This window comes from Flavimobilis soli (genome assembly GCF_002564025.1).
Lineage (GTDB): Bacteria > Actinomycetota > Actinomycetes > Actinomycetales > Cellulomonadaceae > Flavimobilis > Flavimobilis soli.
Map to the genome: position 1 here is coordinate 2,050,040 of NZ_PDJH01000001.1, position 20,359 is coordinate 2,070,398.

The 20,359-nt window shown below is 74.5% G+C and carries 14 protein-coding genes; 10 read left to right on the plus strand and 4 right to left on the minus strand.

Annotation, left to right across the window (positions count from 1 at the left end):
- Positions 1-50 precede the first annotated feature (50 nt).
- Together ATL41_RS09300 and ATL41_RS09305 are read right to left on the minus strand one after the other, a co-directional pair.
- Positions 51-950, minus strand: coding sequence for a dihydrodipicolinate synthase family protein (locus tag ATL41_RS09300; protein ID WP_098458223.1), 900 nt, complete (start codon positions 948-950; stop codon positions 51-53).
- 65 nt (positions 951-1,015) lie between these two features.
- On the minus strand, positions 1,016-1,852 hold the full coding sequence (locus ATL41_RS09305; protein WP_098458224.1) for a DUF2599 domain-containing protein: 837 nt from the start codon (positions 1,850-1,852) through the stop codon (positions 1,016-1,018).
- A 175-nt stretch (positions 1,853-2,027) separates the two neighbouring features.
- Here ATL41_RS09305 and ATL41_RS09310 point away from each other — a divergent pair, with 175 nt between their 5' ends.
- The 10 genes from ATL41_RS09310 to ATL41_RS09355 all read left to right on the plus strand — a co-directional run bounded on the left by ATL41_RS09310 (position 2,028) and on the right by ATL41_RS09355 (position 18,646).
- A complete protein-coding gene (locus ATL41_RS09310; RefSeq protein ID WP_098458225.1) occupies positions 2,028-2,648 on the plus strand; it encodes a LysE family transporter in 621 nt (206 codons plus the stop codon).
- 239 nt (positions 2,649-2,887) lie between these two features.
- On the plus strand, positions 2,888-5,212 hold the full coding sequence (gene purL / locus ATL41_RS09315; protein ID WP_098458226.1) for a phosphoribosylformylglycinamidine synthase subunit PurL: 2,325 nt from the start codon (positions 2,888-2,890) through the stop codon (positions 5,210-5,212).
- Between the two features lie 339 nt (positions 5,213-5,551).
- Positions 5,552-6,895, plus strand: a complete 1,344-nt coding sequence (locus ATL41_RS09320) for an MFS transporter (protein ID WP_098458227.1) — start codon at positions 5,552-5,554, stop codon at positions 6,893-6,895.
- A gap of 4 nt (positions 6,896-6,899) precedes the next feature.
- Entirely contained in the window at positions 6,900-9,125 is a 2,226-nt protein-coding gene (locus ATL41_RS09325) for a molybdopterin oxidoreductase family protein (RefSeq protein WP_181010243.1), read from the plus strand.
- Positions 9,122-11,149: an FAD-dependent oxidoreductase gene (locus ATL41_RS09330; protein ID WP_098458229.1), complete on the plus strand. Its 2,028-nt coding sequence runs from the start codon at positions 9,122-9,124 to the stop codon at positions 11,147-11,149. The genes ATL41_RS09325 and ATL41_RS09330 overlap by 4 nt, the downstream gene beginning before the upstream one ends.
- 688 nt (positions 11,150-11,837) lie before the next feature.
- The gene (locus tag ATL41_RS09335) at positions 11,838-12,446 is read left to right on the plus strand and encodes a hypothetical protein (protein ID WP_169924543.1); all 609 of its coding nucleotides are present in this window, start codon (positions 11,838-11,840) and stop codon (positions 12,444-12,446) included.
- 602 nt (positions 12,447-13,048) lie between these two features.
- Positions 13,049-15,901: a nitrite reductase large subunit NirB gene (nirB, locus tag ATL41_RS09340; protein WP_281253870.1), complete on the plus strand. Its 2,853-nt coding sequence runs from the start codon at positions 13,049-13,051 to the stop codon at positions 15,899-15,901.
- Positions 15,898-16,353, plus strand: coding sequence for a nitrite reductase small subunit NirD (gene nirD / locus ATL41_RS09345; protein ID WP_098458231.1), 456 nt, complete (start codon positions 15,898-15,900; stop codon positions 16,351-16,353). Before nirB ends, nirD begins: the two co-directional genes overlap by 4 nt.
- On the plus strand, positions 16,350-17,354 hold the full coding sequence (cobA, locus tag ATL41_RS09350; protein WP_098458232.1) for a uroporphyrinogen-III C-methyltransferase: 1,005 nt from the start codon (positions 16,350-16,352) through the stop codon (positions 17,352-17,354). The genes nirD and cobA overlap by 4 nt, the downstream gene beginning before the upstream one ends.
- Positions 17,351-18,646 (plus strand): uroporphyrinogen-III synthase, encoded by a 1,296-nt coding sequence (locus ATL41_RS09355; RefSeq protein ID WP_098458233.1) that lies wholly within the window; start codon positions 17,351-17,353, stop codon positions 18,644-18,646. Before cobA ends, ATL41_RS09355 begins: the two co-directional genes overlap by 4 nt.
- Positions 18,647-18,883: 237 nt before the next feature.
- Here ATL41_RS09355 and ATL41_RS09360 read toward each other — a convergent pair whose 3' ends face one another.
- Both ATL41_RS09360 and ATL41_RS09365 read right to left on the minus strand, forming a co-directional pair.
- A complete protein-coding gene (locus tag ATL41_RS09360; RefSeq protein WP_098458234.1) occupies positions 18,884-19,777 on the minus strand; it encodes a D-hexose-6-phosphate mutarotase in 894 nt (297 codons plus the stop codon).
- Positions 19,774-20,280, minus strand: coding sequence for an OsmC family protein (locus ATL41_RS09365; RefSeq protein ID WP_098458235.1), 507 nt, complete (start codon positions 20,278-20,280; stop codon positions 19,774-19,776). Before ATL41_RS09365 ends, ATL41_RS09360 begins: the two co-directional genes overlap by 4 nt.
- Positions 20,281-20,359 lie beyond the last annotated feature (79 nt).

The window sequence follows — 20,359 nt, forward strand, 5'->3', positions numbered from 1 at the left end:
CGTGGGGGATCGGTGTGCCGTCTCTGCTGAGCGTCAGCCGCCGGGCGGCGTCAACCGAGTGCAGCGATGATCCGCGCCGCCGCAGCTCGGTCGTCGCCGTCGAGCGGGAGCAGCGGCCGGGGGAGGGACGGCGTCTCGACGAGGCCGAGCAGCTCGACGAGCGTTGCAGAGACGCGGACGCCCGTGTTCGCGCGGACGAGGTCCCACAGCGGCGCAAGGTTCGCGACGGCGTCCTGCACCGTCTCGTCGCCCGCGCGGGCGGCGCGGGCGAGCGGCACGACGACGTCAGGCAGCGCGCCGCCGACCGTCGAGTGCCACGTGTCCGCGCCCGCGAGCAGGCCCGCAGGGCCGGACGCGTCGCCCGAGAAGCCGAGCGTCACGCCGTCGGGCAGGGCAGCGCGCAGCTCTGCGACGCGCCGGCGCGACTCGCCCGGACCGGTCGTCGGGCCGGGCGTCTTGATGCCGCCAACGCCCGGCAGAGTGGCGAGCTCCGCGAGGAGACCGCGGGACATGTCGACGCGCGTCGTGCCCGGGTTGTCGTAGACGACGAGAGGCACGTCGAGCCCAACGAGCACGTCGGTGAAGAGGGCGATCACCTCGGCGTCGACGAGCGGCACGTACCCGACCGGCGCGAGCAGGACGGCGGCCGCGCCTGCAGCCTGCGCGTCGTCGGCGTGCGCGCGGACGAGCGATGTGCGCAGCCCCGAGACACCCGCGACGACCGGAAGGTCCGTGTGCTCGACGGCCGCCCGCACGACCTCCGCCCGCTCCTCGCGGCTCAGGTGCATCGCGGCTCCCGTCGACCCGAGGACGCCGAGCCCGTCGACCCCCGCGGCTGTCGCCCGCTCGACGAGCCGCGCGAACGCGGCGACGTCGACGCAGTCGTGCTGCACAGGCGTCGGAAGGTAGGCGATCAGCCCGGTCGGGGCGGAGAGGCGCGGGGCGGTCATGTCACCGACCGTAGCCGCGGGCGCCCGCAGACGGACACGGCCGGCCCGCGTCCTGAGACGCGGCTTCAGTCCACCGGGTTGCAGCGGGCGAGCAGGTACTCGAGATAGTCGACGTCGGGGCGCCACGGCTCGAGGTTCCAGCTCTCCTTCGTCGGGGCGCCGAGGGCGTGGCAGCGCAGCTGCTTGTCCATGACCGACGTCGCAGCCTTCGGTTCCGCGGCGGCGAGCGCCTGCCGCACCGCCTCGAGCGCGGCGACCGAGCCGGAGCGGCCGAACGCCGTCGGGAAGACCTGCAGCGATCTGCCACCCTCGAGGCGGTCCGCCCACTCGGCGCGGTCGAGCGCCGACGGCGCGACGTCGAGCGTCACCGTCACAGGAAGCTGTGCCGTGCCGCGGGCACGGAGCCGCACCTCGAGCCGCTCGCCGTCACCCTCCACGAGCGTGCCGACGGGCGTGCCCGCCGCGTCCTTCGCCGTCGGCGGCGCCAGGCCGCCCACCTCGGGCCGCGCATCGTCGACGAGCACCGCTGACCGGTCCGACTGCACCTCCCAGCGCGCGCCCTCAGGCGCGGGCAGCGCGAGGACCGCGTCGCGGGTCGCGAACGTCGCCACGACCTGCACTGCGCCCTCGCCGAGGTCGCTCGTCCCGGTCGTGAGCGCGCCGTCGGACAGCGCGACGGCGAAAGTCCGGCCGAGCCCGTCCGTCACCTCGAGCCCCGCAGGGCTCGGTGTCGCGGTGGGAGCCGACGTCGCGCTCGCGGTGGTCGGCGGCAGGACGGTCGGGGCCGGGATCGACGGCCGCGAGCACCCGGCGAGCAGGAGCGCGGCGATCGCGACCGTGCACGACGCCGCGCGCACCCCGCGCGGGGTGTGCCCGGACGGGCGGAGGACGGTGGGGCGCACGCGTCGAGGCTAACCGCCCACGCGGACGAGCGCCCCGGCCCGCACGCCCCCGGCCGACCCGCCCGGATCGGGCAGCGGAGGCAGGGTGCCGCTCCTGGGAGGCGAGCGCAGCGCGGCGCCCACCGCCTCGCGAATTACGAGGCGCACCGGAACACCAGGGGCATAGCATCCGGGCATGACATGGCAGGTGTGGGCGGCGTTCCTCGGTGCGTCGCTCGCGATCAGCCTGTCGCCCGGCGCCGGCGCGGTGACGTCCATGTCGACCGGTCTCGCGGTCGGGCTGCGGCGCGGCTACTGGAACATCCTGGGCCTGCAGATCGGCGTCGTCCTCCAGATCGGCGTCGTCGCCGTGGGCGTCGGAGCGCTGATCGCAGGCTCCGACGTCGCGTTCGAGGTCATCAAGTGGTTCGGCGTCGCGTACCTCGCCTACCTCGCGATCGCGCAGTGGCGCGCGGCCCCCGCCGAGGCGGACGTGACCGTCGAGGTCGCCGAGCTCAGCCCGCGTGCGCTCGTCACGCGCGGCTTCCTCGTCAACGCGTCCAACCCCAAGGCCGTCGTCTTCATGCTCGCCGTGCTGCCGCAGTTCCTCGCCCCGGCGCGCCCGCTCGTGCCGCAGTACCTCGCGATCACCGCGACCATGGTCGCGGTCGACGTCCTCGTCATGACCGGCTACACCGGGTTCGCCGCCAAGGTGCTGCGCGCGCTGCGCTCCCCGCGCCAGCAGCGCGCCGTCAACCGCGGCTTCGCGTGCGCGTTCGCGCTCGCGGCGCTCCTCCTGGCGCTCATCCGGCACTGAGCCGGCAGCGCCCGCGCACGGGCCGACGTCGGCCCTCCCGCCGCGCGGCGACCGCGCGCTCCTGCGCGGCGTGAGACGCGCGGCGGACGACGACGGCGCCTGGATAGACTGACGCCGTCTCGCCCGCACGGATGAGCACCCGGACGCACCTGCCGCCCGGCGCCCGCACGGGCGCCGCCCGGCTCCACGCGGACGATGCCGGCTCGCCGTACGCTCGCCCACCAGACCTGAGGGAACCGATGACCGCGCCCAAGCCCACCCTGGACACCGTCGAGAACGCAGCGGCCACACCGGACGAGCAGCAGCCGTTCGCCGAGCTCGGGCTCAAGCCCGACGAGTATCAGCGGATCCGCGACATCCTCGGACGCCGCCCCACCGCCGCCGAGCTCGCGATGTACTCGGTCATGTGGTCCGAGCACTGCTCGTACAAGTCCTCCAAGGTGCACCTGTCGAAGTTCGGCAAGAAGACCACCGACGAGATGAAGAAGCACCTCCTCGTCGGCATCGGCGAGAACGCAGGCGTCGTCGACATCGGCGACGGCTGGGCCGTCACGTTCAAGGTCGAGTCGCACAACCACCCGTCGTTCGTCGAGCCCTACCAGGGCGCCGCGACCGGCGTCGGCGGCATCGTCCGCGACATCATCTCGATGGGTGCCCGCCCCGTCGCCGTCATGGACCAGCTGCGCTTCGGCGCCGTCGACCACCCCGACACAGCGCGCGTCGTGCACGGTGTCGTGTCCGGCGTCGGCGGCTACGGCAACTCGCTCGGCCTGCCCAACATCGGCGGCGAGCTCGTCTTCGACGCGTCCTACCAGGGCAACCCGCTCGTCAACGCGCTGTGCCTCGGCGTGCTGCGCCACGAGGACATCCACCTCGCCAACGCCTCCGGCGTCGGCAACAAGGTCGTGCTGTTCGGCGCCCGCACGGGCGGCGACGGCATCGGCGGCGCCTCGATCCTCGCGTCCGAGACGTTCGAGGACGGCGTCCCCGCGAAGCGCCCGTCCGTCCAGGTCGGCGACCCGTTCATGGAGAAGGTGCTCATCGAGTGCTGCCTCGAGCTGTACGCGGCGAAGGTCGTCGAGGGCATCCAGGACCTCGGCGCGGCCGGCATCTCGTGCGCGACGTCGGAGCTCGCCTCGAACGGTGACGGCGGCATGCACGTGTGGCTCGACGACGTCCTGCTGCGCGACCCCACGCTCAACGCCGGCGAGATCCTCATGTCGGAGTCGCAGGAGCGCATGATGGCGGTCGTCACGCCGGAGAAGCTCGACGAGTTCCTCGCGATCACGAAGAAGTGGGACGTCGAGACCGCCGTGATCGGCGAGGTCAACGACTCGGGCCGCCTGACGATCGACCACCACGGTCAGCGCATCGTCGATGTCGACCCGCGCACGGTCGCGCACGAGGGCCCGGTCTACAACCGCCCGTACGCGCGCCCGGCCTGGCAGGACGGCCTCAACGCCGACACGACCGTCGCTGCGGGCCTCGCCCGCCCCGAGACGGGCGACGAGCTGCTCGCGACCGCCCTGCAGATCCTCGGCTCGCCCAACCACTCCTCCAAGGCGTGGGTGACGAACCAGTACGACCGCTTCGTGCAGGGCAACACCGCGCTCGCGCAGCCCGACGACTCCGGCGTCATCCGCGTCGACGAGTCGACGGGCCTCGGTGTCGCGCTTGCGACCGACGCGAACGGCCGCTACGCGAAGCTCGACCCGCGCACGGGCGCCCAGCTCGCGCTCGCGGAGGCGTACCGCAACGTCGCGACGACGGGAGCCCGTCCGCTCGCGATCACCGACTGCCTCAACTTCGGCTCGCCCGAGGACCCCGACTCGATGTGGCAGCTCGTCGAGGCGATCGAGGGCCTCGCCGACGGCTGCGCCGAGCTCGGCACGCCCGTCACGGGCGGAAACGTGTCCCTCTACAACGGCACGGGCGAGCCCGGCCAGATCGACTCGTCGATCCACCCGACGCCCGTCGTCGGCGTGCTCGGCGTGATCGACGACGTCACCCGCGCGACCGGCTCCGGCTGGCGCAACCCGGGCGAGTCGATCTTCCTGCTCGGCACCACGCGCGCCGAGCTCGACGGCTCCGCGTGGGCCGACGTCGTGCACCAGCACCTCGGCGGCCTGCCGCCGCGCCTCGACCTCGCCGCCGAGAAGGCGCTCGCCGACGTCCTCATCAACGCGAGCCGCGACGAGCTCGTCGACGCCGCGCACGACCTCTCCGAGGGCGGCCTGGTCCAGGCGCTCGTCGAGGCGAGCCTGCGCTACGGCGTCGGCGCGACCGTGTCGCTCGACGCGCTCCTCGAGCGCGACGGCCTCACCGCGTTCGAGGCGCTGTTCTCCGAGTCGACCGCCCGCGCGATCGTGTCCGTCCCCCGCGGCGAGGAGGTGCGCCTCGTCGACGCGTGCGTCGCCCGCGGCGTCCCCCACCTGCGCCTCGGCGAGACCGGCGCGACGACGGAGGACGACGCCGAGGCGCTCGTCGTCGAGGGCGTGTTCACGCTGCCGCTCGACCAGGCCCGCGAGGTCTTCGAGGGCGCGCTGCCCGCGATCTTCGGCTGAGGCGCGGGGCGGGCTGCGGCGCCGCGCGGCAGGCGCCCCACGAAGCAGGCGCTCCGGCGCGAGGTAGGGCCGTCCACGCGAGGTAAGGCGTTGCACGGCCCTACCTCGCGTGCGGGGCCCTACCTCGCGTGCGGCGACCTGCCCGGCGAGGGGATTTCTTGGGACGGGGCCCTACCTCGCGTGCGGGGCCCTACTTCACGGAGCCGGGCACCGGCCTCGCGGCCTCACAGCGGCCGGTCCCGCGCTGTGCGGACAACGTTACGGGCGGTTTACCCCGACCCTGCGGGGGCGAAACAACGCGCCTAAAGACTCCTTCCACGCCCCTGGAAGGAGCCCGCCATGACCGCACCCGCCACGACAGCCCCAGCGACGGCCCCCACGCTCGCCGTCCGTCCCGGCCGCTGGATCGACGGCTGGAACCCCGAGGACGAAGGGTTCTGGACCGCCGTCGGCCGCAAGGTCGCCCGCCGCAACCTCGCCGGCTCGATCTACGCTGAGTTCCTGGGCTTCTGTGTCTGGGCGCTGTGGAGCGTCGTCGTGCCGCACCTGCCCGCGGCCGGCTTTGACCTCACCGTCGACCAGCAGTTCTGGCTCATCGCCGTCCCGAGCCTCGTCGGCGCGGCGATGCGTATCCCCTACACGTTCACGGTCCCGCTGTTCGGCGGCCGGAACTGGACGATCATCTCGTCGCTCCTGCTGCTCCTGCCCGTCCTCACGCTCGTGTGGGTCGTCCAGCGACCCGAGACCGGCTTCGGGACGCTCCTCGCCGTCGCCGCACTCGCGGGCTTCGGCGGAGGCAACTTCGCGTCGTCGATGACCAACATCACCTTCTTCTACCCCGAGCGGGAGAAGGGCAAGGCGCTCGGCCTCAACGCCGCGGGCGGCAACCTCGGCACCGGGCTCGTGCAGCTCGTCGTCCCGCTCGTCGTCATCACCGGGGCGGGCCTGAGCCTCGAGCGGGCCGGGCTGATCTTCGTCCCCCTCGTCCTCGTCGCGGCCGTGGTCGCGTGGCGGTTCATGGACAACCTCAGCGGGGTCGCGAGCGACCCGCGGAGCTTCGCCGCCGCCGGGCGCCACCCGCACACGTGGCTCATCTCGTTCCTCTACATCGGCACGTTCGGCTCGTTCATCGGCTACTCGGGCGCATTCCCGACGCTCCTCAAGACGCAGTTCCCCGAGGCGACGACGTCGCTCGCCTTCCTGGGCGCGCTCGTCGGGGCGCTCATGCGTCCGCTCGGCGGCGCGCTCGCCGACCGCGTGGGCGGTGCCCGCCTGACGATCATCTGCTTCGGCGGGCTCGCCGTCGGTGCGGGCGGCGCGATCCTCGGACTGCAGCAGCACTCGTTCCCGCTCTTCTTCGGGGCGTTCCTCCTCCTGTTCGCGTCGTCCGGCGTCGGCAACGGCTCGACCTACCGCATGATCCCCGCCGTCTTCCGTACCGGCGTCGCGCCGGCCGACCTGGGGCGCGCACGCCAGTCCGCGGCCGGCTGCCTCGGCATCGCCGGAGCGGTCGGCGCCGTCGGCGGCTTCCTCATCCCGCGCGGCTTCGCGATGTCGACGTCCGTCGCCGGGACGCTCGTGCCCGCCCTCGCGATCTTCATCGCCGTCTACGCCGTCATGGCCGCGCTGACGTGGGTCCTCTACGTCCGGCCGGGCTCGGCGTTCGCGGCCGAGGGCGTGTGAGCCCGTGCCGGCCACGGACACGCACTGCCCGTACTGCGCGCTGCAGTGCGGCATGCGCCTCGCCTCACCCGGCGTCGCGGCGACCGCCGCAGCGCCGCCCGTCGGGGCCGACCGCCGTCGGCTCCCCGTCACGGTCGCGGGGCGACAGTTCCCCACCAACCGGGGCGGGTTGTGCCAGAAGGGCTGGACGTCGGCGAGCGTCCTCGCCGCCCCCGACCGTCTGACGACGCCGCTCGTCCGCGGCGCGGACGGCACCCTCGTCCCGACATCGTGGGACGACGCGCTCGACGTCGTCGCCGACGGGCTCCGCAGCATCCGCGCGCTCCACGGGCCGGACGCCGTCGCCGTCTTCGGTGGGGGAGGGCTCACGAACGAGAAGGCCTACCAGCTCGGCAAGTTCGCGCGTATCGCGCTGCGCACCCGCAACATCGACTACAACGGACGCTTCTGCATGGCTTCCGCCGCCGCGGCCGCGAACCGCTCCCTCGGCCTCGACCGCGGGCTGCCGTTCCCCGTCACCGACCTCGACGGAGCGCAGGCGATCCTCCTCGTCGGCTCGAACCCCGCCGAGACGATGCCCCTGCTCGTCGCGCACCTCGCCGGTGCGCGCGAGCACGGGGGCCTCGTCGTCGTCGACCCCCGGCGCTCTGCGACGGCCGAGCTCACCGACGACGGCGCCGGCATGCACCTGCAGCCCCTCCCCGGCACCGACCTCGCCGTGCTGCTCGGGCTCGCGCACGTCGTCGTCTTCGAACAGCTCGCCGACACGGACTACCTCGACGACCGCACGACCGGGCTCGACGACCTGCGGCCCGACCTCGCGCAGTGGTGGCCCGAGCGCACCGAGCAGGTCACCGGCGTCCCCGCCGACGAGCTACGCCGCGCTGCGCGGCTGCTCGCCCACGCGAGCCCGCACCGCGGCGGGGCGGGCGCATACGTCCTCACGGGCCGCGGCCTCGAGCAGTCGCGGCAGGGGACCGACGGCGTCACCGCGGCGATCAACCTCGCCCTGCTGCTCGGTCTCGTGGGGCGCCCGGGTGCGGGCTTCGGCACGCTCACCGGCCAGGGCAACGGGCAGGGCGGCCGCGAGCACGGGCAGAAGGCCGACCAGCTCCCCGGCTACCGCTCGATCACCGACCCCGCCGCGCGCGAGCACGTCGCCCGCGTCTGGGGCGTCGACCCCGCGACGATCCCCGGCCCGGGCATGCCGGCCGGCCAGCTCCTGCGCGCGCTCGGGACGCCGGGCGGGCCGCGTGCCCTCCTCGTGCACGGGTCCAACCTGCTCGTCTCCGCGCCCGACGGCGCGCGCGTCCGCGAGCGCCTCGGCGCTCTCGACCTGCTCGTCGTGTGCGACTTCGTGCCGTCCGAGACCGCGGCGAGCGCCGACGTCGTGCTCCCAGTCCTGCAGTGGGCCGAGGAGGACGGCACGATGACGAGCCTCGAGGGGCGCGTGCTGCGCCGTCGTGCGGCCGTCGCCGCGCCCGAGGGTGCGCGCAGCGAGCTGTGGGTCTGGGCGGAGCTCGCGCGCCGCCTCGACGCGCCAGGCGACTGGCCGACCGACCCGTCCGCCGTCTTCGACGAGCTCGCCCGCGCGAGCGCAGGCGGCCGCGCCGACTACTCCGGCCTCTCGCACGCCCGCCTCGACGCGCACGAAGCCGCGACCGAGGGCGCCGACGGCAGCGGCCTCTACTGGCCCGTCCCCAGCGTGGACCACCCCGGCACCCCGCGCGCCTTCCTCGACTCGTTCCCCCTCCCCGGCGGCCGCGCCCGCCTAATGCCCGTGCAGCACCGCGGGCCCGACGACGTCCTCGACACCGCGCACCCCGTCCACCTCGTCACCGGGCGGGTCCTGCAGCACTACCAGTCCGGCGCGCAGACGCGCCGCGTCCCCGAGCTCGCCCGCGCTGTCACCGACGCGTACGTCGAGATCCACCCCCTGCTCGCCGAGCTGCACGACGTCGCCGAGGGAGACAGCGTCCGCCTCACCTCCCGGCGCGGCACCGCGGTCGCCGTCGTGCGGCTCACGCGCAACGTCCGGCCCGACACGGTGTTCATGCCGTTCCACTGGCCCGGCGCGAACAGCGTCAACAGGCTCACCAACCCGGTGACCGACCCCGTCTCCGGGATGCCCGAGTTCAAGGTCGCGACCGTCTCGCTGGAGGTTGTCGCGGGGGAGTCCGCGGCCCTCGCTCCTGAGCCGGTCGGCGTCGCGACGGGAGGTGCGCGATGAAGGTCGTGGTCGTCGGCAACGGGATGGTCGGGTCGCGGCTCGTCGCCGAGCTGTGCGCGAGCTCCGAGCCCGGCGCGGCAGCGCTCGACATCACCGTGCTCGGCGCCGAGGACCACCTCCCGTACAACCGGGTGCTGCTCAGCGAGGTCGTCGCAGGCGCCTACGACCTCGGGGCGATCGACCTGCCCGGCGTCGTCGACCCGCGCGTCGGCGTCTGGACCGGGGTCTCGGCGGTCGCGGTCGACCGCGACGGCCGCGTCGTCGTCGACTCGATCGGCGGGCGGCACCGGTACGACGCGCTCGTCCTCGCGGCCGGCGCGTCGGCGCGCGTGCCTGAGCTGCCCGGGCTCGTGCGCGAAGACGCTGATCTCGACGGCAGCCCGCTGCCCAGTTCGCAGCGCGACGACGCGGGGCGCGACGCCCGCCCGGTGCCCGGCCCGCAGCGCGACGCCACCAGCCTTGCCAGCAACCTGTCGCCCGGCCCGCAGCGCCACGACGCGAGTCGCGATGCCCGCCCGGCGCCCGGCCCTCGCGGGGCCCGAGATGCTGGCCTCGTCCCGGGCGCGCACGTCCTGCGCACGATCGACGACGCCCGCGAGATCGTCGCGGCGAGCGCCAACGCGCGCCACGTCGTCGTGCTCGGGGCTGGCGTGCTCGGGCTCGAGGTCGCCGTCGGTCTCGCAGGACGCACCGGTGCGGGCGCCGTCGTGCACCTCGTGCACCCGCGCGGGCTCATGAACGCCCAGCTCGACGCGGCCGCAGGCGAGGTCGCAGCCGACGCCGTCGCCCGCCTCGGCGTCCACGTGCGCACGGGAGTCGGTGCGGCCGAGGTCCTGCTGCGCGACGGGCGCGTCGCCGGGGTCGTCCTCGAGGACGCGACCGTGCTGCCCGCCGACCTGCTCGTCGTCACCGCCGGTACCGTCCCCGAGACGCGGCTCGCGGCGGAGGCGGGGCTCGACGTCGACCGCGGCGTCGTCGTCGGCCCTGACCTTGCGACGCCCGGCGACGCGAGCGTCTTCGCGATCGGGGACTGCGCGCAGCCACCGGAGGGCGGGACCGGCCTCGTCGTGCAGGGGTGGGACCAGGCGCGGCGGCTCGCACGCCACCTCGCAGAGCGTGCCGGGGAGTCCCCGAAGGACCGGTCGGCGGCCGTCGCGGGCCGGGACGGGGGACATGCCACCGTTCCCGACGAACCGCGCAGCGCAGCCCGTCACGGGCATGGCGAGGCACTTCCGGGAGGGCGCCGGACCGCGATGGGCAGCGAGCCCGACGACCGCGGCGGCGTCTTCACCGGCAAGTTCCAGGCCAGCCCCAGCGACGGCCAAGGTCACGATGGTGTCGTGGAGGCACGGCCGCAGGACCCGGAAGGGTCGGCGGCCGGCCAACGTCCCGCGTCGTCGGCTCGCGCGTCTGGTGGTTGCACGTGCGGGCCCGTCGACGACAGCTCGGTCGTCAAGGTCAAGGGCCGCGGCGTCGACGTCGTCGCGATGGGCGTCTCGGGCAGCGCGCGGCCCGCCGCGTGCGCCGAGCACCCGCGCCGGACCGTCCGACTCAGCGACCCCGACGCCGTGCGCCACCTCGAGGTCGTCGTCCAGGCAGGGCGCGTCGTCGGCGCGACGTGCGTCGGCGGCGGAGCCGTCGCAGCAGACCTCGTCGCCGCGTTCACCCGCGGCACCCCCGTCCCGCGCGACCCCGCGCAGCTCCTCGTGCGCGCCGTCGGGCCCGTCAGCGGCGGCGCCGACACGCCTGTGCGCATCCCGGACCGCGCGACCATCTGCCGCTGCAACGGCGTCACCAAGGGCGACCTGGTGCGGGCCTGGCGGGACGGCAACCGCACGGTCGAAGAGATCGCCAGGTCGACACGCGCCACGACCGGCTGCAGCGGCTGCAAGGCCCCGGTCTGCGGCATCCTCGACTGGCTCCACGCCGCCGAACCGGCCCCCGACGCGGCGGCGGAGCGGCCCGGCGAAGCCCCCGCCCCAGCCGTAGCCCCTTCCGCCCCAGCCCCCTCCCGCGCCGGCTGACGCCGCGGCTCAGGCCGGGCCGCCGCCCACACGTCCCTCGAGTCCGTCAGTTTCGGCGCGAGTCAGTCGGCTGCAACTGACGGTCTCGTGCTGGAACTGACGGAGTCGCAAGGGCCGCCAGGAGCCCAGGACCTGCCGGACGGGTGCCCACAGTCCCGAAGCAGTGGTGCCGACCTCACCGCGACGCCGAGCGGCCGGTGGGGCTAGCTCTCGTCCGCGTAGTGAAGTGACCATGACTGCACTGGGGCATCGGACACAGCTCGACCTTCCCGCGATCTACCGAGCCGCGGACTACGACGATCGCGTCGTCCGTGAGATGGTCCGCGCTCGCCGGTGGGTGCGAGTGTGGCGCGGTTGCTACGTCGACGCGGGTTGGCTGGCCAGGTCACCAGAGCGCCGTAGCGTCCCGCCTTCCCGCGGTGCAGGGCAGCCCGTACCGACCGCACGTCCCTCCACCCGGGGCGCGCACCCGGATCCGCGACTAGAGCTGCCCGCGAACCGCCGCCGGCTCGCCCTCGCTCAGGTCGCCTCGGTCGCCGCAACGTCGGCCCGTAGCGAGGAGCCCGTGTTCACGCACACGACCGCTGCCCTGCTGTGGGGCCTGCCGCTGTGGCGGGTCCCGGCAGCGGTGCACGTCTACGCCAGGCACAGCCGCGGGCGTGACGCTTCCCGCCTCAAGACCGCGCACGTGGTCGCGCTCGAGCCGCACGACGTCGTCAGGCACCGGGGCGTGCTGGTCACGAGTCTTGAACGCACGATGCTCGACGTCGCTCGGACGGAACCGGTCACAGACGCTCTCGTCGTGGCGGACGCGTGCCTCCGACACGGCGCCGACGGTGACGCGGTGCGCGAGCTGGCCGCGGGCCATCGGGGTCGCCGGGGAATCGCCCGGGCGCGGGAGGTGCTAGGTCTTGCAGACGGTGGTGCCGAGTCACCCTGGGAGTCGTTCACCCGGTTGCACGTTCTGGCTGCCGGACTGCCGGGGCCGCGCCTGCAGATCGAGGTCTCGACCTCTCGGGGGAACTATCGCGCAGACATGGGTTGGGACGCGTGGCGCCAGCTGATCGAGTTCGACGGGAAGGTCAAGTACCGAGAGCTCGCGAACGGTGACCCGGATGCCGTGCTGATGGCGGAGAAGAGACGGCAGGACGCGCTCGTCGAGAGCGGTTGGAAGATCCTGCGCCTGACGAGCGCCGACTTCCGTGACGTCGAGGGACTCCACCACAGACTCAGGGCGCTCGCGCCGACAGCCGAGAGGGCAGGACTGACCCCGCGCCCGCACCTTCTGCTCCGGTGACCCGGTGCGGCCCCGGTGTCTCGCTGGCCGCTGGGTCCGCCGGACTCGCCGAACCCGCCGCGAACGCGGGACCCGTCGGGGCAGCCAGGGCAGCCGCAACGGTGAGTCCGTCAGTTCTGGCGCGAGTCGGTGGGCCGCAGCAGACGGACTCGCGCCGGGACTGACTGACTCAAGGATGAGGGGCCGGAGGGGCCTGCGGGGCCGGGGGGCCTGCGGGGCCGGAGGGGCCTGCGGGGCCGGGGGGCGCAGGTGCCGCCAGAGTTGTCGGGCTTGCGGGGACGCCGGGGCCGGTGGCCAGCCAGAACCGCCGAAACGCGAGTCCGTCGGTTCTGGCCTGATTCCGTGGGTCGCAGCTGACGGACTCGCGCCGGGACTGACTGACTCACGGGTGGCCGGGCGCCTCGGGGCCGCCGGGAGCGCGGGGCCGCCTGACGGGCACACGGCAGGCCGGGACGCGCGTAGCGCTGACGTGGAGCGGGCTGCGTGCCGCACGCAGGGGGGCGGCGGCTCACAGGGGTGGCCGGGCGCGTGTGAGGAGAGGTTTACGGTCGGGTAACAGCCGGGGTATGGCGTGGAAATCGCCCCGCCATAGCGTCGCAGACATGGACACAACGACCTCCCAGCCCCAGGCAGACGGCGGCTCGGCACAGCCCGAGGTCGTCTCGCCCACGCCCGCGGACGGTGCGATCGCCGCGCCCGGCACCGACGTCGCGCCCGCTCGGACGGGCACGGACGCGCCGGTTGCGCTCCCGGCCGACGACGAGGCCGGCCCCGCCGAGGCCCCGGCACCCGCCGCCGCGCAGCCTCAGGGCAGTTCGGCCGGCCCCACCGAGGCCCCGACGCCCCCCGCCACCACGCAACCTCAGGGCAGCGCGCCGCGGCGGGTCGTCGTGGTCGGTGGCGGCATGGTCGCGCAGCGGTTCGTCGAGGCGCTCCGCGACCGTGACGACGCCGGCCGGTTCTCGGTCACGGTCCTCGCGGAGGAGCCGCGCGCGCCCTACGACCGCGTCGCGCTCACCTCGTACTTCTCCGGCCGCGACCCCGAGGACCTCGCGCTCGGCGACTCGGCGCTGTGGCAGGACCCGCTCGTGCGGCTCGTCCGCGGCGATGCGGTCACCTCCGTCGACCGCGACGCCTGGACCGTCACGACGGCCTCGGGCCGCACGTTCCCGTACGACGAGCTGGTCCTCGCGACGGGCTCTGACGCCGCGGTCCCGCCGATCGAGGGCAACGACCTGCCGGGCGTGTTCGTCTACCGCACGATCGACGACGTCGCGGCCCTGCGCGGCTGGGTCGAGGAGCGCGCGGCGAAGCGTCCGGTCCGTGGCGCGGTCATCGGCGGCGGCCTGCTCGGTCTCGAGGCGGCGGGAGCGCTCAAGGCGCTCGGCGCGCACGCGACCGTCATCCAGTTCGGCACGCACCTCATGAGCGCGCAGGTCGACCTCGGCGGCGGTGAGGCGCTGCGCCGTCTCATCAACGACCTGGGGGTCGCGGTGCGGGTCAACACCGCGACGCAGCGCATGCGGCCGTCGCGGCGGACGGGCGCCGTCGGGCGGCTCGACTTTGCGGACGGCGGCCGGCTCGACGTGGACGTCGTCGTCATCGCGACGGGCGTGCGGCCGCGCGACGAGCTCGGCCGCGGCATGGGCCTCGAGATCGGCGCGCGCGGCGGCGTCGTGGTCGACGACGCGTGCCGCACCGCGGCGGAGAACGTGTGGGCGATCGGCGAGGTCGCGTGCATCCAGGGCGCGTGCATCGGCCTGGTCGCGCCGGGGTACGCGATGGCGGAGGTCGTCGTCGACCGGCTCCTCGGCGGCGCGGCGACGTTCCCGGGTGCGGACACGGCGACGAAGCTCAAGCTCGCGGGCGTGGACGTCGCGTCGTGGGGCGACGCGTTCGGGACGACGCCGGGGTCGATGGAGGTCGTCTGGGCGGACCCGGTCGGTGGCGTCTACAAGAAGCTCGTGCTCGCCGACGACGCGCGCACCCTGCTCGGCGGAGTGCTCGTCGGTGACGCGTCGGCGTACGCGAGCCTGCGGCCGATGCTCGGCCGTGCCCTCCCGGGCGACCCGGCGGCGTTCCTCCTGCCGGAGGGCGGCGCGGGTGCGCCGGACCTCGAGCTGCCCGACGACGCGGGCGTCTGCTCGTGCAACAACGTCTCGGCGGGCACGGTCCGCGCCGCGGTCACGGAGCACGGCTGTACCGACCTCGCGGGCGTCAAGGCGTGCACGCGCGCCGGCACGAGCTGCGGCTCGTGCCTCCCGCTCGTGAAGAAGCTCATGACGGCGGAGCTCACGAAGTCGGGCGTCGAGGTGTCGAACGCGCTCTGCGAGCACTTCGACCTGTCGCGCGCGCAGCTGTACGACGCCGTCCGCGTCGCTGGCCTGACGTCGTTCAGCGAGGTGGTCGCACGGTTCGGGACGCCGGACGCCGGTCGCGGCTGCGACATCTGCAAGCCGGTCGTCGCGTCGATCCTGTCGACGATCGCGCCGGCGCACGTGCTCGACGGCGAACGCGCGACGCTCCAGGACACGAACGACCACGTCATGGCGAACATGCAGAAGGACGGCACGTACTCGGTCGTCCCGCGCATCCCGGGCGGTGAGATCACCCCGGAGGGCCTGCTCGTCATCGGGCAGGTTGCGAAGGACTTCGGGTTGTACACGAAGATCACGGGCGGTCAGCGGATCGACATGTTCGGGGCGCGGATCGACCAGCTCCCGGAGATCTGGCAGCGGCTCGTGGACGCGGGCTTCGAGTCGGGTCACGCGTACGGCAAGTCGCTGCGCACGGTGAAGTCGTGCGTCGGGTCGACGTGGTGCCGCTTCGGCGTGCAGGACTCGGTCGGTCTCGCCGTCGACCTCGAGCTGCGCTACCGGGGGCTGCGGTCGCCGCACAAGATCAAGCTCGGCGTCTCGGGCTGCGCCCGCGAGTGCGCGGAGGCGCGCGGCAAGGACGTCGGCGTGATCGCGACGGACAACGGCTGGAACGTGTACGTCGGCGGCAACGGCGGGTTCACGCCGAAGCACGCGGTGCTGCTCGCGGAGGACCTGTCGACCGAGGACCTGGTCCGCACGATCGACCGTTTCCTCATGTACTACATCCGCACGGCGGACCGGCTGCAGCGCACGGCCGCGTGGGTCGAGGACTACGAGGGTGGGGTCGACGCGATCCGGTCGGTGGTCCTCGAGGACTCGCTCGGCATCTGCGCCGACCTGGACGCCGCGATGGCGCTGCACCTCGAGACGTACGAGGACGAGTGGGCGGCGACGCTCGCCGACCCGGAGAAGCTGCGGCACTTCCGCAGCTTCGTCAACGCCCCTGACGAGCACGACCGCACCCTCGCGTACGTCGCGGAGCGCGGGCAGGCGCGGCCCGCGACACTTGACGAGCGCGCCGCGCGCGGCTCGGGTCCGGTGCTCGTCGCTGGAACCACCCTGGAGGTCCGCTCATGACCGGCATCCCCGCTCTCGTCGACGCGACGCCCGCCGAGGGCGCGCCCGCCGCGGCCGTGCCGGGCGGTGTCCTGCCTGGCAACGTGCCCGACGCCGCGTGGACCCCGGTCTGCGCGCTCGCGGACCTCGCGGTCGAGCGGGGCGCGGCGGCTCTCGTCGACGGCGAGCAGGTCGCGCTCTTCCGGCTGCTCGACGACACCGTCCACGCCGTGCAGCAGCACGAGCCGCACACCCAGGCGATGGTCATGTCGCGCGGCATCGTCGGTACCCGCGGCGGGCGACCGGTCGTGACGTCGCCCCTGTACAAGCAGGTGTTCGACCTGCTGACGGGGGAGTGCCTGGACACGACGAAGGGCGAGCGCACGCCGCTCGTGACGTGGCCGGTCGAGGTGCGCGACGGCGTCGTGCACGTCGGGTCCTCGGGTGCGCCGGGAGCGAGGACAGCGGCATGAGTACGCGGCGCTCGGTCGGGCAGGGTCCGGTCGCGCCGGGCTCCGCCGTGCGCAACCCGGCCGCGAACGGCTCGGGGGCGCCGGGATCCGCCGCGCGCATCTCCGCCGCGCGCACCTCGGCCGCGCGGGGCGCGGTGGCGCCGGGCTCCGTCGTCCTCGTCGGCGGCGGCACGGGCGCGGTGGACCTGATGACGGTGCGCGCGCGACGCGCGCTGTTCTCGGCCGATGTCGTCGTCGCTGACCGGCTCGGCCCGACGTCGGTGCTCGGCGACCTCCCGAAGCGCGTCCGCGTGATCGACGTCGGCAAGCGGCCGGGCGCCCACGCGGTGCCGCAGGAACGCATCAACGAGATCCTCGTCGCGGAGGCGGTCGCGGGGAACAGGGTCGTACGCCTCAAGGGCGGCGACCCGTTCCTGTTCGGCCGCGGTGGCGAGGAGGTCGCGGCGTGCCGCGCTCGCGGGATCGCGGTCGAGGTGGTGCCCGGTGTCTCGAGCGCGCTCGCCGCCCCTGCCTCGGCGTGCGTCCCGGTGACGCACCGCGGGACGGCGTCCGCGCTCCTCGTCGTGCAGGGGCACGACGAGTTGCCGGAGCTCGCGGTCCAGGCGGTCGTGACGCGGGCGGCGACCGTCGCGGTGCTCATGGGCGTCGCGCGGCTCGCGGAGCACGTCGAGGCCCTGCTCGCCGCGGGCGCGGGCGCGCAGACCCCCGTGGCGATCGTCGAGCAGGCGACGACCGAGGGCGAGCGCGCGACCTTCACGACGCTCGGGTCCCTCGTGCAGACGTGCGCGGACGTCGGCGTGCGGTCGCCCGCCGTCGTCGTGCTGGGCGACGTCGCGGACCCCGCCCTGCTGGGGCTCGACCTCCATGCGCTCGACGTGCCCCTGACGCCCGAGACGCTGGCCGACGGCGCGGGTGTGGACACCTCGGCACCGTCCGACGCGCGCGCGTACGCTCCTCACGTGGACGCTGCAGCCCGCGAGGCCGAGGTGGCCTACGCATGACGACGCCGAGCACGGCCCCCGGGGCCGCGCCCGTCACCGGTGCCGCTGAGAGCGGCACCGCAGCTGTTCCTGCCGCCACCGGGGCCGACGCCGCAGCCCCCGCGTCCACGTCGCCCGCGACCGCCGCTCCCGCGCGCCCCGCGGTGACCGGCACCCCGACGTCCCAGCCCGGTCTCGACCCTGTGCTCGCTGGTCTCACGGTGCTGATCACGGCGGACCGTCGGTCGACCGAGCTGAGCGCCGCGCTCGAGCGCCGCGGCGCGACCATCCGCCACGCGCCGGCGATGCGGATCATCCCGCACGAGTACGACACCGAGCTCGTCGCGGCGACGCGCGCCCTCCTCGCCGATCCGCCGAGCACGGTCATCGCGACGACGGGCATCGGGTTCCGCGCGTGGATCGAAGCAGCCGACGCCGCCGGTCTCGCCGACGACCTGCACGCCCTGCTCGAGCGGGCCCGGCTGATCGCACGCGGCCCCAAGGCCCGCGGGGCCATCCAGGCTGCGGGCCTCACCGCTGACTGGGTCGCCGAGTCCGAGACGAGCGCCGAGATCCTCGACCTGCTCCTGACCGAGGGCGTCGCGGGCGAGCGGGTCGCGATCCAGCAGCACGGCTCGGGCGCCGACCAGCTCGACGTCGAGTTGGCTGCGGCTGGCGCGGAGGTCCGGAACCTCGTCGTCTACCGGTGGGGCCCGCCGGCCGACCCGCAGGCGGTCGTCGAGTCGGTGCGCGCGGCCGCGCTCGGCGAGGTCGACGCCGTCGTGTTCACGTCCGCGCCGGGCGCGCACGCCTGGCTCGAGGTCGTGGACCGCGAGGGTGTGGGCAAGGCGCTCGCGACGCGCTTCGCCGACCGGTCGCTCATCGCCGCGGCGGTCGGGCCGGTCACGGCGGCGCCGCTCGTCGCGCGCGGGATCGAGCCGGTCGTGCCGGAACGGGCGCGCCTCGGGGCGCTCGTGCGTGCGCTCGTGAGCCACTACGAGGAGGACCGCACGACCCAGGTCGCGACGGTCGCCGGGTGCCTGCAGGTCCGGTCGCGCGCTGCCCTGCTGGACGGCCACGTGCTGCCGCTGTCCCCAGCGACGCTCGAGGTGCTCCGCGTCCTTGCCGCCCGGGCGGGCGAGGTGGTCACGCGCGCGGAGCTGCTCCAGGTGCTGCCCGGTCTGTCCGAGGACCCGCACACCGCCGAGGTCGCGGTCGCCAGGCTGCGCGACGCCGTCGCGCAGCACGCCCCGGACGCCCGGGCGCTCGTCCAGACGGTCGTCAAGCGCGGCTACCGCCTCGCCGTCGCCTGACCCAGGTCGGACGGCACACGTGCCACAGGCGTGCTGACCATCGCGAGGTAGGGCCACCCACGCGAGGTAGGGCCTCCCGCGCGAGGTAGGGCCATGCAGGGCCCTACCTCGCGTGCACGCCCCTACCTCGGCGACGAGACGGCCGACGCAGGTGGTCGGCGCTGGGCGACAAGACGGCCGACGCCGGAGGGCGCCGCGGCACGGCGCGGCGCTGCGCGGCGCGGGGTGGGCGCCGCCTCAGCCGACCGTGAAGCGGGCCGTGATCGTGCGGGTCTCGCCCGGCTCGACCGCGAAGGAGTCGTCGAACGCGTTCGCCGTCTCGACGCACACGAAGCCGGTCCACGCGTCGTCGGGCACGTCTGCCATCGCGGCGGCCTTCTCGGCCCACGGGTTCCACACGACGGTCGACCGCGACCCGGACTTCGCGACCGTCACGGTCGGGCGGCCCGGCTCGACGACCTGCGTGGTCGCCGCGGTGCCCGTGTAGACGCGGTCGGTCTCGCCGTCGAGCACGACCGGGCCGACCTGGACGTGGACGTCGTCAGCAACCTTGTCGACGTACGTCGCGCCGTCGAGCCCCGTGACGATCACGCGGCGCACGTCGCCGACCGCGACGTAGGTGTGCAGGGCTTCCGACACGGAGAACGTCTGCCCGCCGGTGTTCGTCACGGCCAGCGACAGCGACAGCTCGCGCCCGACGACGAGCCGCACGCGCGCCGCGAACGGGTGCGGCCACACGCTCGTCAGGGCCGGGTCGACGTCCTGCTCCGTCAGCTCGAGCGTCACCGCGACGCCGCCGCCGGGGTGAGTGGCGTCGTCGGGCAGCTCCGTCGCCTCGACGAGGCGCCACACGGACACGCGCGCGAAGCCGTGCGCGGGGCCCGTCCCGGACGGGTGCGGGCCGAACCAGGGGAAGCACAGCGGCACACCGCCGCGGATCGCCGCGCCCGGCTCGTACGCCGTGCGCGGCGACACCCACAGCAGGTCCGCGCCACCCGCGGGCACCCACGAGACGAGGTGCGCGCCGTACGTGTGGATGCGGGCGGTGCCCGACGGCGTCTCGACGACGAGCAGGTCGCCGTCGCCCACGCCGGGCTCGATGCGGACGGACGACGGCAACGTCACCGTCATGCGGGTGCGCCCTGCTCGACGCTCAGCGTCGGCTCGACGTGCACGGGGAAGTTCACCGAGCGGGCGATGAAGCAGCGCTCGTGCGCCGTCGCGTGCAGGTGTGCCAGCAGCGCGTCGTCGACGGGCGCGCCCGACGCCGTCGTCGCGTCCCGTACGACGACGTGCGGGTGCAGGACGACGTCCGTGAACTGGCCCGCGCCGCCCGACTCGACGCGCATCGTGCCCTGCGCGCGGTCCGTGTAGCCGGTGACGACGACGCCCTCGCTCGACGCGACGTGCAGGAACCACAGCATGTGGCACTGCGAGAGGGCCGCGACGAGCAGGTCCTCGGGTGTGTGGCGCGACGGGTCGCCACGGAAGGCGGTGTCGGAGGACCCGAGGAGGTCAGGCTTGCCGTCGATGCGGACGACGTGGTCACGCGTGTAGGAGGTGTAGGACGCGGTCCCGGACTCGCCGGCGCCGGTCCACTCGACAGTGAGGTCGTACTGGTGCAGGAGTCCCATGGCCCGACGCTACCGGAGCCCTCCGCAGCCTGACAGTGGACTGCTCTGTCGCAGCGCGCGGGCAGGTGGAACGATGCCG

What these genes read in the sequence shown, in the direction of transcription:
- ATL41_RS09300 (WP_098458223.1), bottom strand. Translation starts at nt 950, where the DNA reads ATGACCGCCCCGCGCCTCTCCGCCCCGACCGGGCTGATCGCCTACCTT.
- cobA (WP_098458232.1), top strand. Translation starts at nt 16,350, where the DNA reads ATGAGTACGCGGCGCTCGGTCGGGCAGGGTCCGGTCGCGCCGGGCTCC.
- ATL41_RS09320 (WP_098458227.1), top strand. Translation starts at nt 5,552, where the DNA reads ATGACCGCACCCGCCACGACAGCCCCAGCGACGGCCCCCACGCTCGCC.
- ATL41_RS09310 (WP_098458225.1), top strand. Translation starts at nt 2,028, where the DNA reads ATGACATGGCAGGTGTGGGCGGCGTTCCTCGGTGCGTCGCTCGCGATC.
- ATL41_RS09360 (WP_098458234.1), bottom strand. Translation starts at nt 19,777, where the DNA reads ATGACGGTGACGTTGCCGTCGTCCGTCCGCATCGAGCCCGGCGTGGGC.
- purL (WP_098458226.1), top strand. Translation starts at nt 2,888, where the DNA reads ATGACCGCGCCCAAGCCCACCCTGGACACCGTCGAGAACGCAGCGGCC.
- ATL41_RS09365 (WP_098458235.1), bottom strand. Translation starts at nt 20,280, where the DNA reads ATGGGACTCCTGCACCAGTACGACCTCACTGTCGAGTGGACCGGCGCC.
- nirB (WP_281253870.1), top strand. Translation starts at nt 13,049, where the DNA reads ATGGACACAACGACCTCCCAGCCCCAGGCAGACGGCGGCTCGGCACAG.
- ATL41_RS09355 (WP_098458233.1), top strand. Translation starts at nt 17,351, where the DNA reads ATGACGACGCCGAGCACGGCCCCCGGGGCCGCGCCCGTCACCGGTGCC.
- nirD (WP_098458231.1), top strand. Translation starts at nt 15,898, where the DNA reads ATGACCGGCATCCCCGCTCTCGTCGACGCGACGCCCGCCGAGGGCGCG.
- ATL41_RS09330 (WP_098458229.1), top strand. Translation starts at nt 9,122, where the DNA reads ATGAAGGTCGTGGTCGTCGGCAACGGGATGGTCGGGTCGCGGCTCGTC.